The sequence below is a fragment of the Streptomyces wedmorensis genome, assembly GCF_000716445.1.
GTDB lineage: Bacteria > Actinomycetota > Actinomycetes > Streptomycetales > Streptomycetaceae > Streptomyces > Streptomyces wedmorensis.
In genome coordinates this window covers 1-12,808 of the sequence record NZ_JNWK01000039.1, presented here as the reverse complement: position 1 = coordinate 12,808, position 12,808 = coordinate 1, and the positions used below count along the sequence as shown (strand labels likewise).

At 69.0% G+C, this 12,808-nt stretch carries 11 protein-coding genes and 3 pseudogenes; 7 read left to right on the top strand and 7 right to left on the bottom strand.

The genetic code is table 11. From position 1 onward, the window contains the following. Positions 1 to 136: 136 nt before the first annotated feature. Positions 137 to 874, top strand: a complete 738-nt coding sequence (locus OO54_RS27250; RefSeq protein WP_033207463.1) for a DJ-1/PfpI family protein — start codon at positions 137 to 139, stop codon at positions 872 to 874. Positions 875 to 1,266: 392 nt separating this feature from the next. On the opposite strand, the gene OO54_RS27245 is transcribed toward OO54_RS27250, so the two are convergent. Beyond that, a complete protein-coding gene (locus OO54_RS27245) occupies positions 1,267 to 3,003 on the bottom strand; it encodes an amidase (protein WP_033207461.1) in 1,737 nt (578 codons plus the stop codon). A 172-nt stretch (positions 3,004 to 3,175) separates the two neighbouring features. Here OO54_RS27245 and OO54_RS27240 point away from each other — a divergent pair, with 172 nt between their 5' ends. Further along, positions 3,176 to 3,847 (top strand): TetR/AcrR family transcriptional regulator, encoded by a 672-nt coding sequence (locus OO54_RS27240; protein ID WP_033207460.1) that lies wholly within the window; start codon positions 3,176 to 3,178, stop codon positions 3,845 to 3,847. Positions 3,848 to 4,910: 1,063 nt separating this feature from the next. On the opposite strand, the gene OO54_RS27230 is transcribed toward OO54_RS27240, so the two are convergent. Then, on the bottom strand, positions 4,911 to 5,396 hold the full coding sequence (locus OO54_RS27230; RefSeq protein WP_033207458.1) for an AbfB domain-containing protein: 486 nt from the start codon (positions 5,394 to 5,396) through the stop codon (positions 4,911 to 4,913). A 782-nt stretch (positions 5,397 to 6,178) separates the two neighbouring features. Between OO54_RS27230 and OO54_RS45985 the strand changes: the two genes are divergently transcribed. Next, a complete protein-coding gene (locus OO54_RS45985) occupies positions 6,179 to 6,346 on the top strand; it encodes a DUF6924 domain-containing protein (protein ID WP_157856524.1) in 168 nt (55 codons plus the stop codon). Further along, on the top strand, positions 6,346 to 6,600 hold the full coding sequence (locus OO54_RS47595; RefSeq protein WP_234439515.1) for a DUF6924 domain-containing protein: 255 nt from the start codon (positions 6,346 to 6,348) through the stop codon (positions 6,598 to 6,600). Before OO54_RS45985 ends, OO54_RS47595 begins: the two co-directional genes overlap by 1 nt. Before the next feature lie 29 nt (positions 6,601 to 6,629). Here the strand turns inward: OO54_RS47595 and OO54_RS48850 are convergent. Continuing rightward, positions 6,630 to 7,006: pseudogene (locus OO54_RS48850) on the bottom strand (transposase); the annotation flags it as partial. Positions 7,007 to 7,240: 234 nt separating this feature from the next. Here OO54_RS48850 and OO54_RS27215 point away from each other — a divergent pair. Continuing rightward, a complete protein-coding gene (locus tag OO54_RS27215) occupies positions 7,241 to 7,609 on the top strand; it encodes a VOC family protein (protein WP_033207457.1) in 369 nt (122 codons plus the stop codon). 47 nt (positions 7,610 to 7,656) lie between these two features. Here OO54_RS27215 and OO54_RS43970 read toward each other — a convergent pair whose 3' ends face one another. Both OO54_RS43970 and OO54_RS47585 read right to left on the bottom strand, forming a co-directional pair. Then, positions 7,657 to 8,367: a transposase family protein gene (locus OO54_RS43970; RefSeq protein ID WP_234439516.1), complete on the bottom strand. Its 711-nt coding sequence runs from the start codon at positions 8,365 to 8,367 to the stop codon at positions 7,657 to 7,659. A gap of 201 nt (positions 8,368 to 8,568) precedes the next feature. Then, positions 8,569 to 9,021 (bottom strand): hypothetical protein, encoded by a 453-nt coding sequence (locus OO54_RS47585; RefSeq protein ID WP_234439517.1) that lies wholly within the window; start codon positions 9,019 to 9,021, stop codon positions 8,569 to 8,571. A 48-nt stretch (positions 9,022 to 9,069) separates the two neighbouring features. On the opposite strand from OO54_RS47585, the pseudogene OO54_RS43965 reads away from it, so the two are divergent. Then, positions 9,070 to 9,875: pseudogene (locus OO54_RS43965) on the top strand (IS5 family transposase). Positions 9,876 to 9,880: 5 nt separating this feature from the next. Here the strand turns inward: OO54_RS43965 and OO54_RS27190 are convergent. Then, positions 9,881 to 10,264: a hypothetical protein gene (locus OO54_RS27190; protein WP_200146747.1), complete on the bottom strand. Its 384-nt coding sequence runs from the start codon at positions 10,262 to 10,264 to the stop codon at positions 9,881 to 9,883. Positions 10,265 to 10,702: 438 nt separating this feature from the next. Between OO54_RS27190 and OO54_RS27185 the strand changes: the two genes are divergently transcribed. Further along, the gene (locus tag OO54_RS27185) at positions 10,703 to 11,596 is read left to right on the top strand and encodes a serine hydrolase (RefSeq protein ID WP_078905364.1); all 894 of its coding nucleotides are present in this window, start codon (positions 10,703 to 10,705) and stop codon (positions 11,594 to 11,596) included. Between the two features lie 1,064 nt (positions 11,597 to 12,660). Here OO54_RS27185 and OO54_RS49050 read toward each other — a convergent pair. Beyond that, positions 12,661 to 12,808 (bottom strand): annotated as a pseudogene (locus OO54_RS49050) (DUF4097 family beta strand repeat-containing protein); the annotation flags it as partial.

Genomic DNA, 12,808 nt, shown 5'->3' with positions numbered 1-12,808 from the left:
AGTTCCCGGACGACCGCGGGAACCGGGCGGGAGGGATCGTACGGCGGGGCCTCCGAGTTCCCGGACGACCGCGGGAACCGGGCGGGACGGCGGCCCGACCCCCTTCCCGTCGTCCCTTCCGAGACAGGAGCCCTCGATGAACCGCAGGCAGGTACTCCGTGCGACCACGGCCGTCGGCGCCACGGCCGCCAGCGCCACGGGCGCCCTGGCGGGCACCCGGAGCGCACGCGCGTCCGCCGGCGGGGCGACCGGGCCGCTGCGCGTCCACGTGGTGATGTTCGACGGTGTGGAAGAGCTGGACTTCGCCGCCCCGTACGAGGTCTTCTCCGCGGCCGGATTCTTCACCTCCCGGCCGGTCGAGGTCCGCTACGTGTCGGCGACCGGAGCCCGGTCGGTCACCGCCGCCTACGGCACGACGGTCAGGGATCTGCACCGCTGGGCCCCCGACGAGGCGGACCTCCTCGTCGTCCCCGGCGGCGGCTATGCCCGCCGTGACAGCCCGGGCGTGTGGGCCGAGACCGACCGGGGCGTCCTGCCGCGCGCCCTCGCGGCGGCTTCCTCCCGCCCCGGTCTCACCCTGGGCGCCCTCTGCACGGGGGTCATGCTGCTCGCCGCCGCCGGGCTGACGCGTGGCCGTCCCTGCACCACGCACCACAGGGCGAAGGCCGACCTCGAACGACGAGGCGGCCTTGTGAAGAACGCACGGGTCGTCGACGACGGGGACCTCGTGACGGCCGGCGGCATCACCTCGGGCCTCGAACTCGCCCTCTGGCTCACCCGCCGCGAACTCGGCTCCGACACGGCGACCGCCCTGGAGGCCATGCTGGAGTACGAGGCCCGGGGCACCGTATGGACATCGAGGCCCGCTGCCTGAGACCGGGACGGCCGGTGAGGGCCGAGCCGGGCGGGTCGGCGCGGCCGTCGGCCAGTGGCGGGCGTGGGCACGGTGGCGGGCGTGGGCACGGTGGCAGGCGTGGGCGGCTCGCGGTGAACGAGGCCGCCCACGAGGCGGGCCTGAACGCGGCCTTGCTGGTCAAGGCAGCTCCTCGGCGGACGCGACGGCGGCTCCCCGGAGCCGGACCAGGACGGCGGACCGGCCACCGATCGCCTCGCCGACACCCTGGTGGAACTGCCCTGCGTGACCGGCGCCCGTTGATCCGAGCGTGGGGGGAGGGCGTGGGCGAATGCCACGCCCTCCCCCCGGTGTCGTCGGTTGCTCGCTTCCGCTTCCGGCCGCCGCGATCCGCTCGGGGGGCCTTCGTCAGGTCACTCGGCCGACAGGCGCGGCGTGCGCGGCGGCACCGTCCGTCGGCGGCCGGTCTTCTCGAAGGCCGCCGCGAGGGAGAGCAGGGCGTTGTCGTCGTAGGCGCGGCCCGCGAAGGTCAGCCCGACGGGCATGCCGGTGTCCGTCATGGTGCCCATGGGCACGGTCACCGTGGGGATGCCGAGGTGGCGGGGGACCAGGTTGCCGTTGGCGACCCAGACACCGTTGCGCCAGCCGAGGTCGGCGGACGCCACGCTGACGTCCATGTCCGCGGGGCCCACGTCGGCCACCGCGGGGAAGACCACCGCGTCCAGGCCCAGTCCGTCCATCCACAGCTCCAGGTCGACGCGGCGCGTCTCCTCCAGCCCGCGCAGTCCCTGCTCGAGGAGCGGCATGTCGGCGAGGGACGCGTACGGGCGCTCGCGCACGAAGCGGGGGTACTCGCCGATCGTGTCGTCGAAGCCGTCGTACCGGTCGGGCAGCTCGCCCTCCTGCTTGGGCCATATGCGGTCGCCGTCGACGTCGGCCAGGGTGGAGAGCGCCGGGTCGCCGTTGGCGCGCAGGAAGTCGTCCCAGGCCCAGGCGGACAGGTCCTCGATCTCGAAGGCGAGGTACTCGCGGCTGACCAGTCCGCGCGTGTACAGCGAGGGCGCTCCGGGGCGGTCGGACTCGTAGTTCGACACCACGGGGAAGTCGACCTCGACCACCTCGGCCCCGGCGGCCTCCAGGTCGCGGCGGGCGGCTTCCCAGAGGGTGATCACCGAGGGGCGCGTGTCGATGCGCTGCCCGGTCTGGCCGCCGATGCCTCCGGCGGGGTTCGTTCCGGCGGCGGGGTCGGCGTTGATGTACATCCGGGGCACCCCGACGCGCTTGCCGGCGAGAGCGCCGGACGCTGCCTCGGCGTCGGCGGGCGCGAGGGCCGGGTAGGAGGCGGGACGTACCTGCGACGCCGGGGGCAGCGCCAACCACGGCTGCGCCCGCCACAGGTCCCCGCGCGTGTGCGGGTCGTCGGCGACGATGACGTCGAGCAGTTCGAGCAGGTCGGCCATGGTGCGGGTGTGCGGGACCACGACGTCCATCGTCGGCACGAGCGGCCAGTTGCCGCGGACCGAGATCACTCCGCGGCTGGGGGTGTAGGCGCACAGCGCGTTGTTCGACGCGGGCGCGCGCCCCGAGGACCAGGTCTCCTCGCCGAGGCCGAACGCGCCGAAGGACGCCGCCGTCGCCGTGCCGGAGCCGTTGGAGGAGCCGGAGCCGTAGGCGCTGGTGAGCCAGTCGGCGCTGTACGGGCTCTCCGCACGGCCGTACACGCCGCGCTGCATGCCGCCGTTCGCCATGGGCGGCATGTTGGTGAGCCCGATGAGCACCGCGCCGCCCGCGCGCAGCCGCTCGATGGCGAAGGCGTCACGCTGGGCGACGAGGTGCTCGAACGCCGGGGAGCCGGACGCCGCCGTGAGCCCCTCGGCGAGGTAGCTGTCCTTGGCGGTGTACGGGATGCCGTCCAGCGGGCCCAGCGTCTCGCCGCGGGCACGGCGGGCGTCGGAGGCCTCCGCTTCCGCCCGGGCGTGCGGGTTCATCACGACCATCGCGTTCAGAGCGGTGGCCGTACCGGGCCGGTCGTACGCGTCGATCCGCGCGAGATAGGCGTCGAGCAGGCCGACCGCCGTCGTCTCGCCCTTCTCCAGCGCTGCGCGCAGGTCGGCGATACAGGTCTCGACGACATCGAATCCGCTCGTCATGTGGGTGTCTCCTGGGGGTGAGTAGGGCAGGCGGGCCGCTGGCCGTCGGGGCGACCGCGCACTGCCGGCCGTCACACCCCATCGCTCTGACTTGATTTTCAGTCTAGACTAAGAGTCTAGAATTTCGGAACCTACACTTGAAACCTGGATTTCCGGAACCGAAAGTGAGCGCATGCCGACGTCAGAGACCGGGCCCGTCGAGAACGGCGCCGCCTCGCGGCCCGCCGCCCGGGTCCCGATCGACAGGAAACGTCAGCCCAGCGGGGACGACGCGCGGGAGCGGGCCATGCGGGCCGCCATCAGCGTCATCGCCGAGAAGGGCACAGCGGCCCTGCGAATGTCGGACATCGCCGCCCGCGCCGGCATGAGCACGGGCCACATCCTCTACCACTTCGGCAAGAAGGACCGGCTCCTGCTCGAAGTCCTCGCCTGGAGCCAAGCGGACCTCTGGACCCGGTTCCAGCACGCCGCCGACCAGGCTGCGTCTCCCGCCGAGAAGCTGGACCTGTTCGTACGCTTCTACCTGCCCCGCCACCAAGGCGACGAACGCTACGCACTGTGGACACAGGTCCTCGCCCAGCGCCACGACGAAGCGGGCCACCAGATCCTCACCGAACTGCTCGACGGCTGGGACGAGCGCCTGGAAGCCATCCTGCGCGAGGGCCGCGACCTGGGACACTTCGCCGACGTCGACCTCCCCGAGTTCACCATCCGGGCCGTGGCCATGTTGAGCGGACTCTCCGAGGACGTGATGTTCGGCCGCTCCCGCTGGAGGCACACCTCCCCTCACACCTTCGCCCTGTCCGCCCTCGAACGCGAACTGCGTCCCGCCGGCCAGGACTGACCACCGGAACCCGGTGCCCGCGGGCGTCACCGGCGGATTCGACCCAGGGCGCTTCGGAGCGGAGCGGATGCGTCGGACGCGGTGACATCCCTGGTGCGGTGCCAGATTGAGCGGGCGGGCGCGATGACGGGGACGTGTCCCGAGCGGGGCAGCGCGCGTCGGCCGGTCAGGGAGACGAGTCGGTCGCCGAGCAGCCAACTGACGATTCCGGCGCTGGGTGTCGCCGCGAAGCCGATGGTGGCCGGCGTCATCGTTCCTGTGGCGATCTCGTATCAGGCGTGGCCATGGTGTGAGGCCGCAGCTCCCACGCCGACGACCACGCGCGAGGCTTCGAGGAACACTGTCGCAGTGAGCCTCCACGCGGTCGCCCCACCAATCCGTGTCGATGGATGCTTGGCGGAAGGGGCAGCCGATGTTCGCCAGGTGCCCCTTCAGTCGACGAGGGTCACTACGTCGTGCCACGTCACGTCGATCTCCACGCTCACCCAGTCGGCAGCTCCGGGAGTCAGGTCTTCGACGAGAGTGATGACGCGATCGACGGTATCGTGATCCGGCTGCCACCGCGGATCACTTGGAATGATCGACAGGACGTCATCGCTCGTAGCTTCCCCACCTCGTCAGGCCACTGCCACGTCGGGACGCGTACGCCTCCCGCCGCGCGGCGTCCAAGCGCTCGCGTCAGCTGGCAGGGAGCGTCACGCGAGATGAGGGGTATTCCCGCTCCGCCCTGGTGGGAGGGAGGTTCGGGTCAGCGATGTGGTCGGCGACGACGATGGGCCGGGCCGGCCTCAGACTGGCTCGACCCGGAAGGATGGAAGCAGTGGCGAACCATACTCACCCGCCTTCCTCGCCCCGCCACCCCTTCCATCGCTCTCTTCGACGTCCCGCCGCAACGGAGCGCCATTCAGCACGGAGTTGAACCAGAACCCGTCTCGTGGACAAAGCCACCAGGCCCTGGCCGGTGCTGCCATCGGCATCTCCAAATGCCGCCCGGAAGTTCACCACTTGGCCGCAGTCGTACGAACACCGGACCGGTTCGGCGCCGGGTCGCAATTCAGCCGATCTACGGCTCCAAGAAGAACCAGCTTGTCGGCACCATCTTGAACGTGGCGTCTTCCTTTGCAGAAGCCGGGTTGACGCCCAGGGATTCGACGTAGACGTGATAGTCGCGGTGCCGAATCCATCGGTCGCGGAAGTTGAACGACTGGAGGGAAACCCAGCCGGCATCCACGTTTCCAGCCTTTCCGCCACGCAGGAAGTAGAGTGAATCGTCCAGGAAGCCGTCGACGGGCGCCGGGGGGTTCCAAGCCTCAAGATAGAGCCGGAAGTTCCGATGGCGTAGGTAGAAATTTCCCTCGTCCAGACGGACGGACTTGAAGCGGACCGTGGGCGCGGTCTCAGTGCCGTCGAAAGCGTTTCCGCGCTCAACTTGGAAGACGAATCGGGACTTCCTGTTCGGATCGAACGGATTCAATTCGCCTTCAAAATTATGGGATTGAATGTACATGTCTTGACGATTGAATGACTGAAGATTCACCATCTCTACCATTTTGACTCCTTCAAGCCAGCAAGGTGTCAATTTCCATGCTAGAAGCAATGGTGCGGCTACGCGCCTTGAGTGCGTGGCGGTGTGCAGGCCCACCGATCCATGCCCTACACGCCGACCGACGCGCCGACGCACCGGCAGTGAGCCCAAGGTCTCCCACGACCCGATCGCCGACACCCTCACCCACGGCTGGGACAGCCTGACCGCTTCGACCACCCCAGCCGGCACATCGCCGTCAGGGCTGTCCTGGTCTTTCGTGCATGTCTCGCGCCAGGCTCCGTGAACTCTGCTCAGCGGAATGGGGAGTCATTCGGACTGTGCGGTATTCCTGTGATGCCGTGGTGGGGGAGAGGTTCGGTTCGGGGGTCGGTCTGTTGGCACGGTGGCGGTCCGTCAGGAGGGCTTTGATGGCGTTGCGGGTGGGTAGGGAGTCCGAGGTCGTCGAACCGTGTGGTGATGAGGTGGGTGTGGCGCCAGCACAGGTTGTGGTCGACGAGAGCGTTCAGGTAGCGGTGTTGGGCCGGTGTGAGAGGGGTGCGCTGGTCGTGGCCGGACGGGAAGGCCGCGGCGAGCAGGGGCCCAGTCGTCGGCGATGGTGAGGTTGCTGCACAACGACACGGAGGCCAGGGCGGCCGGCAGGAGCTCCTCGAAGGTATTGGTGCGGTCGATGGCCGTGGCCACGAGGGCGTGTCGCAGGGGGCCTTCGAAGTGTGGAAGCCGGTTTCCGGCCCAGGGGTCGGCCTTGGTGGGTTCGAGAAACCAGGAGTCGGTGAGAGCGTCACGAGATGTCTCTGCCTCAGCCTGACGATCTGACTTCGCTGGTCCTGCGTACCGACTTCGGCGACGAGGGGGCATGGGACTTGGTTCGCGCCGCAGTTGATGCGGCTGGCGAGTACTCCTTTGCGACGTATGTCAGCGATCTCCGCTTCGTCGACGTGGGGACCATGCCTTGATGGTAGAAGAGGCTGCTGCGGACGAAGACGACCAGATCGGCGACGTGTTCCTGGCGGACGCAACCACGCTGAACGACCCAGATCACCCGCTCCTGGTCATAGATCTCTCAAACGAACCTGGGGAGACGTTCAGGGTCCCCGCTCGGTGGTTCCCTGACGTCTCGGCCAACCTCAGCATCGCCAACATGGACTTTGTGGAGTTCGCCGACGCCACTGATGAATCACGAACCTTCCGCGGTTTCGACGAAGGGTGATGCCTTCTCGTTGCGGCCCGCCGGGGCGGGCTACCACGCCAGTTCAACGTGGCTTCTCGGATGAGCCGACAGCTCATCAGGTCGATCGTCGCGGGGCTGATCATGGCTTCGGATCGGGTAGGCAGGGCTTCGTAGTCGTGGGCGAGGCGGCGGTGATGCATGAGCCAGCCGAAGATCCGCTCGACGACCCAGCGCCGCGGGATCACCTTGAAGCCCTTCTGGGCGGGTCGCGGCGGATGGCTTCGACGTCGATGCCGAGCCGAGCGCCGTGCTCGACGGCTTTGGTGCGCTAGCCGGTGTCGGCCGAGGCCTTGGTGATGCGGGGGCGGTCGACGGCCATGCTCGAGAGCAGGTGGATGCCGCCGACGTCGTCGGAGACACCGGCTGCGGTGACCAGCACGGCTAGAGCGTGTCTCTTTGATCGGATGGTCAGTTGATCAGATGTGTCCGTCCGATTAGTGAAGCCGCGCCATCTTGAAGTGGCTGGTCAGCGGGGGTGGCGTGACCTCGTTTCGGGGTGCTCGTGCTGGTGGCGGGCGGCAGTCTGTGTTGTAGATCGTCCGGCGGGGTGGTTTCGCCGATGAGTTCACCGTCCTCGAACGGTCTACCCAGCGACACGACCGTTCTCGACAGGAGTGCCATGTCCACCATCCAGCCCGTGATCCTGACTGCCGACCAGGACGTTCTGCTCGGCTTCTATACGAAATTGTTCGGCGCTGAGGAGATCTTCCGGGTACCGGAGGAAGGCGCCGCCTTCTACCTCGGCCTGCGCATCGGCGACACCGACCTCGGGCTGGTGGCCAAGGCGAACCCGGGCACCGGAGCGGCGCCGCGGATCCTGCTCAGCATCGGTGTCGACGACGTCGACGAGACGCTCGCCCGGGTGGAGGCGCTCGGCGGCTCGGTCAACGGAGGCCCCAACGACATGCCGTGGGGACAGCGCGTCGCCCACATTAAGGACCCCGATGGCAACCCGGTGAACCTCACTCAGCCGATCCCGGCCCGGTGACGCGGTTCCGAGGGCATGTGCTGATCGTGGGCTACCTGCGGTAGAGATCAATTGTCGCTAGTGGCCTCGATGTTCGTCAGGACGAGCAGCGCGCGAAACAGGTGGGTGGCACGGGCGGGGTCAGTCCGGAGCTTGGTGAGGATCCGCCAGTTCTTTAGATGGGCAAAGCCGCGTTCGACGGGGACGCGTCCGGCGGCAAGTGCCCGGTTGGCGTCCTTCTGGCCGGGGGTCAGCTTGCGGGCGCGGGTGGCCTTGAATCCGGTGACGACTACGGGGTTGTCCGTATCGTCGTCCAGGCCGAGGAAGCCCAGGTCGGCCAGGGCGCCGAGGCCGGCAGCGCGCAGGTGGGCCAGCAGGTGGTCGCGGCGGGCGGCGGTGATGTCGTGGGTGCGGCCGGGCCGGGCAGCAGATATCCAGATCAGCCGGCCTTTCTCGTCGGTCAGGGCGAGGACGTGCAGGCCGTGACGGTGGTGCTTGCCCGAGTAGTTCGGCCGGTTCGCCTTCCCGGTGCGGCGCTGGGTGGGGATGAGGGTGCCGTCGATCAGGACGACCTCGCCGCCCCGCCGGGCGATCTTCTTCAGGGCGCGGTCCAGGCGTGGGGCCTTCGCGGCCAGCAGCCGATCAGCTCGTCCCGCCAGCGACGCACGGTGGTGGCGGAGATGTCGTTCCCGCCGGCCATGTCGGCTAGGCGCTGGTCGTGCCGCAGTACGACGGCCAGGACGATCACGGCGGTCTTCCCAGGTGGCAGTGTCCGCCACCTCGACCGTATCGCTTTGAGATGGCGTCGCAGCAGGTCGGCGAGGTAGGACAGGGTGCGCGTGGACAGCGGCAGGCGGCACTGGTAAACCAGGGACACGGCGTCCCCGGCCCGGTCTTTGGTTTTCGTCACACAATCCCAACGGCCACCGGGGGCGCTGCAGTTACGCTCCCGGGCGCCGTCGTTCGTGCTCCCGCCAGGGTCATGGGCGGACGGTGAACCGGCCGTCGGGCCGTTTGTGCAGCCAGCCGCGGTCTGCGAGCTTGGTCAGCTTTCCGCGCAGCGGCTCCAGCTTGCCCCGCACCCCGACCTCCAGCCCCAGCACCTCACCGATCTGCCGGGTCGCGACCGGACCGGCGGCCTGCCGCACGGCGACCAGGATGCGCTGGTACTCCGCCGGCAGCGCACTCTCCGCCACGCCCGGCGCACGGTCCGGGACCAACCGCACCGACCGCCCCGCCACCTGGACGACCGGCGAGCCGGCCGCCGCCCGCTCCTCGGCGATCTGCTCGCCCATCCGCCGCAAAACTCGCTCGGCCACGGCGAGCTCGTCCCGCTCGGCCCGCACCTCGGACAACTGCTTGGCCGGCTGTTCCTCGAGTTCGTCCAGCTCCGCACGTCGCGCGGTGATCCGCTCCACCACCTCGAGCTCCATACGGCGGATCGTAGGAGCGGCCCCGGCAGTGCCGGACGGGAATTGCTGATGCCGGCCGATCCGGTCCGCGGCCGACGGTGGGCCGACCACCGCCGAACCTTGGAAGCCATCGCGTGGAAGTACCGCACCTGCTCTCCCTGGCGCGACCTGCCGGACGAGCTCGGCTCGTTCCGGACCGCCCACAAACGCCTGATCAGGTGGGCCGTGGACGGCACCTGGGAACGCATCCTCGCCGCAGTTCTGGCAACTGCCGACGACGCTGACGACATCGGCTGGACCGTGTCGGTGGACTCCACCGTCTGCCGAGCGCACCAGCACGCCGCCGGAGCCAGGAAAAAGGGGCTCCAGGCCGGGCCGAACCCGACGATCACGCGCTCGGACGCTCCCGCGGCGGCCTGAGCACAAAGGTCCATCTCGCCAGCGACGCCCGTGCACGGCCCCTGGCCCTTCGCGTCGCCGCAGGCCAGGCGGGCGACGCCCCGGCCTTCGAGACCGTCATGGCCGCCATCCGCGTTCCGCGAAGCGGCCCCGGACGACCGAGGACCCGCCCCGATGTCGTCCTGGCGGACCGCGCGTACTCATCCCGCGCGATCCGACGTCACCTCCGCTGACGCGGAATCCGCGCTGTCATCCCCCAGCCCTCCGACCAGATCGGCCACCGGCTGCGGCGAGGCAGTGTCGGCGGTCGCCCACCAGCGTTCGACGCCGAGGCATACAAGCAGCGCAACTCAGTCGAACGCTGCATCAACCGGCTCAAGCAGTAGCGCGGCCTGGCCATGCGAACGGACAAGCTCGCCATCGCCTACCAGGCCGCACTCCACCTCGCCGCCATTCTCATCCGGGCACGGCGATAGCCCGCTCAGCGATCGACCACCCAGCGCGCGTCCGCAGGCCAAGAGCCCGTGCCAACGATCTGCTTCACGAGCCGGAACGCCTCACGGAGGGGGACGGTGTCCTCATCCGGGTACTCGTCGTCCTGCCCATTGGAGAGGACGAACCCGCCGCTCGACCCCTGGGCCCCGGGGTCCACGGCATGCTCGCCGGGATCGCCCTCGTCTTCGAGCAGCATCACCATCGCGCGCTCGGCATTTGTCACGAAGGCCAACGACCGTCCGGACGAACTGATCAGCCACGTCTCCAGCTGCCCGCCGTCGATCCTCGATTGAAGAGCCTCCAGCACCACCTCGGACGACACAGGCACAGGGCTGTCGTCACTGATCACCCAAGACTCGATCACGAGCACGACGATCTCACGGGCGGTTCAAAGAGACAGTCCCTAGGAGGAGCCCGAGTGTGACGACGCCGATGTGCCGCTCGCGGTGTTGGGATCCGACAGGAGCGAAAGGACCGAAACGGACCTCCGAAGGGCGTCGCCCGCCCCATCTGTCACATCAGACGTCCACTGTCTCAGCCGCCTCGAAGCGGTGCAGATGTGTCAGCTCTGGCGGCAGGCCCCGGAGCGTCAACCCGTCCATAGGTGACCGGCTGCTGTTCCGGGACCAGCAGCCGGGCTGTTCGCGGTGGCATCGTGCCACGGGTGGCGCCTGATTCCCCGAGTTTTTGCTGGGTTCGTACAACCATCCGCACGCTCGAGAGTCATCTATGACGAGTGCGCCGCAGGCGTGTTCGTTTCGTTTACGGGGGGACCCACATGACTCACCACATATTCCTGCGTGCCCGGATGCTGCCGGCCGTGGCTGCGGCCGGGGTGCTCGTGCCCGTCGCCGTGGGCGCGGCGCCTGCTGCAGCGGCTACCGCGCCGCAGGTCAGCTGCACGTCGGGCAAGGCCGGGCTCGCCGCCAAGCTGCAGAGGGACATCACCGCCGCCCTCGCCACACGTGCCGGCACGGTCGCTGTCGGCCTGCGCGACCGCACCACGAACACCACCTGCACCCTGCGCGCCACGACCGCCTACGACTCGGCCAGCGTGGTGAAGGTGACCGTCCTCGCGACGCTCCTGTGGGACGCCAAGAAGACCAACCGGCAGCTGACCGCACGCGAGTCCAACCTCGCCACCGCCATGATCACCAAGTCCGACAACGCCGCCACCACCTCCCTGTGGAACCAGCTCGGCGTCACCAAGGTGAAGGGCTTCCTGGCGGCCGCCGGCATGACGCGTACGGTGCCGGGGTCCGGCGGCTACTGGGGGCTCACCCGGATCAACGTCACCGACGAGCAGCGGCTGCTCTCACTGATCACCGCCAAGAACAACGTCCTGAGTGACAACGCCCGGGCCTACATCCTCAAGCTCATGGGCAACGTCATCACCTCGCAGAAGTGGGGAACCCCCGCCGGCGCGCCCTCCTCCCTGTCCGTGCACGTCAAGAACGGCTGGCTGCAGCGCGCCACACGTGGCTGGCGCGTGCACAGCATCGGCACCTTCAAGGACGCCGCCCACGACTACACCATCACCGTGCTCACCGACGGCAACAGCACGATGACCTACGGCGTGAATACGATCCAGGCCGTGTCCAAGGTGATCCACCGGGACCTGATCCCGACCGCGCGCACCGCCACCCGTTACGTACCGACCACCACGCCCAGGGAGGCGTACGTCGCGGTGCCCCAGGGCTGACGCCCTCGATCACGCGCGAAGAGGGCGAACGGAGCACGTGAGCCACACTTCCCGCAGCGTCCTGCGTCGCCTCCTGCCACACCCGAGCTGGAATACCTGCTCCGGAAGCACTGCTTCCCGCACCTGCAGGGGATGGCCCCGCCGGCCATCGGGATGGCCGTAACCGCCGTCCCCTGCCTCCCGCACCGCGCGGAGCAGGGGACGCCGCCCGCCGCGTACGGCAGGGACGGTCCCACCCGCCTGCTCCGCGGCAAGCTGCGCACACGCTGCTTGCCGCTCGCGCGGGGTTGGGCCCCGCCGCGCACGCGGCAGGGCCCAACGGGTCCTTCCCCGTCTTGTCCGGGGCGCCTGATTCCTGCGCGCGAGGGGACACCTCCCTCACGCTGCGAGGGCGGAAGGCGCTGTGGCGAGGCCGTGGCGAAGAGCCCGAAGGCCGCAGCGAGTGTAGCGGCGGCGCGTCCTGATCGAGACGTGTGGTGGAAGACCTTCCTCCCAGGAAAGTCAGCACTCAGGCATGAGGAATGTGCGGCGTCGAGCTTGCTCGTATGGGCCGGGCCGGAGCAACGGTGTCCGACTGTCCCGGACATGAGCATTGCTGGTCCGACCTGGTCAGAGTCCTGTCCCGGACGCTGGCGGGCGCTGCTTCGACCCCGACCGTCGCGAAAGAGCGAAAGCGGTTCCGGTGCAGGACCCTCCGGACCGGTTCGGTCGGATCATCTAGTGAGGGAGCTTTGGCTCTTCCTGGTTTCCGGGGCGGTTCTCGTAGCGTTGCCAGGCAGCGTCCACCGGGCCTCGGCTTTGGCCGGGCAGGGGCTGTAGTGCCGCCTGATGCGGCTGGCGACCTCAGCAGTGACCATGTTCCTTCTCCCTCGCCTTGACCACCAGGTCAACGACAACAGGCGACGGAGGGAGTTGCCGGGGGAGGACTGAAGCGCTGTGCATGCCGTAGGAAGTGTCGCCTCCCCCAAGTCGTTGCATCCGTGCTGCTGTCAGCTACCTCCCGGGCGATCCCTCCTCTTCGCTTCTCACGCGTTCTTGTCGGCTTCGCCGGGGTGAGTTGTCGTTCAGTTGCTGCGGGCGGTGATGTTGCCGTAGGAGGTGGTGGCGTGGATGGCGAGGGCGGCGTCGGCGCCTTCGCTGTTGGTGAGGCTGTTGGAGATGCGGCCGTAGGCGGTGCCGGCGTCGAGGGTGGCGGAGGTGCCGCGGGCGGCG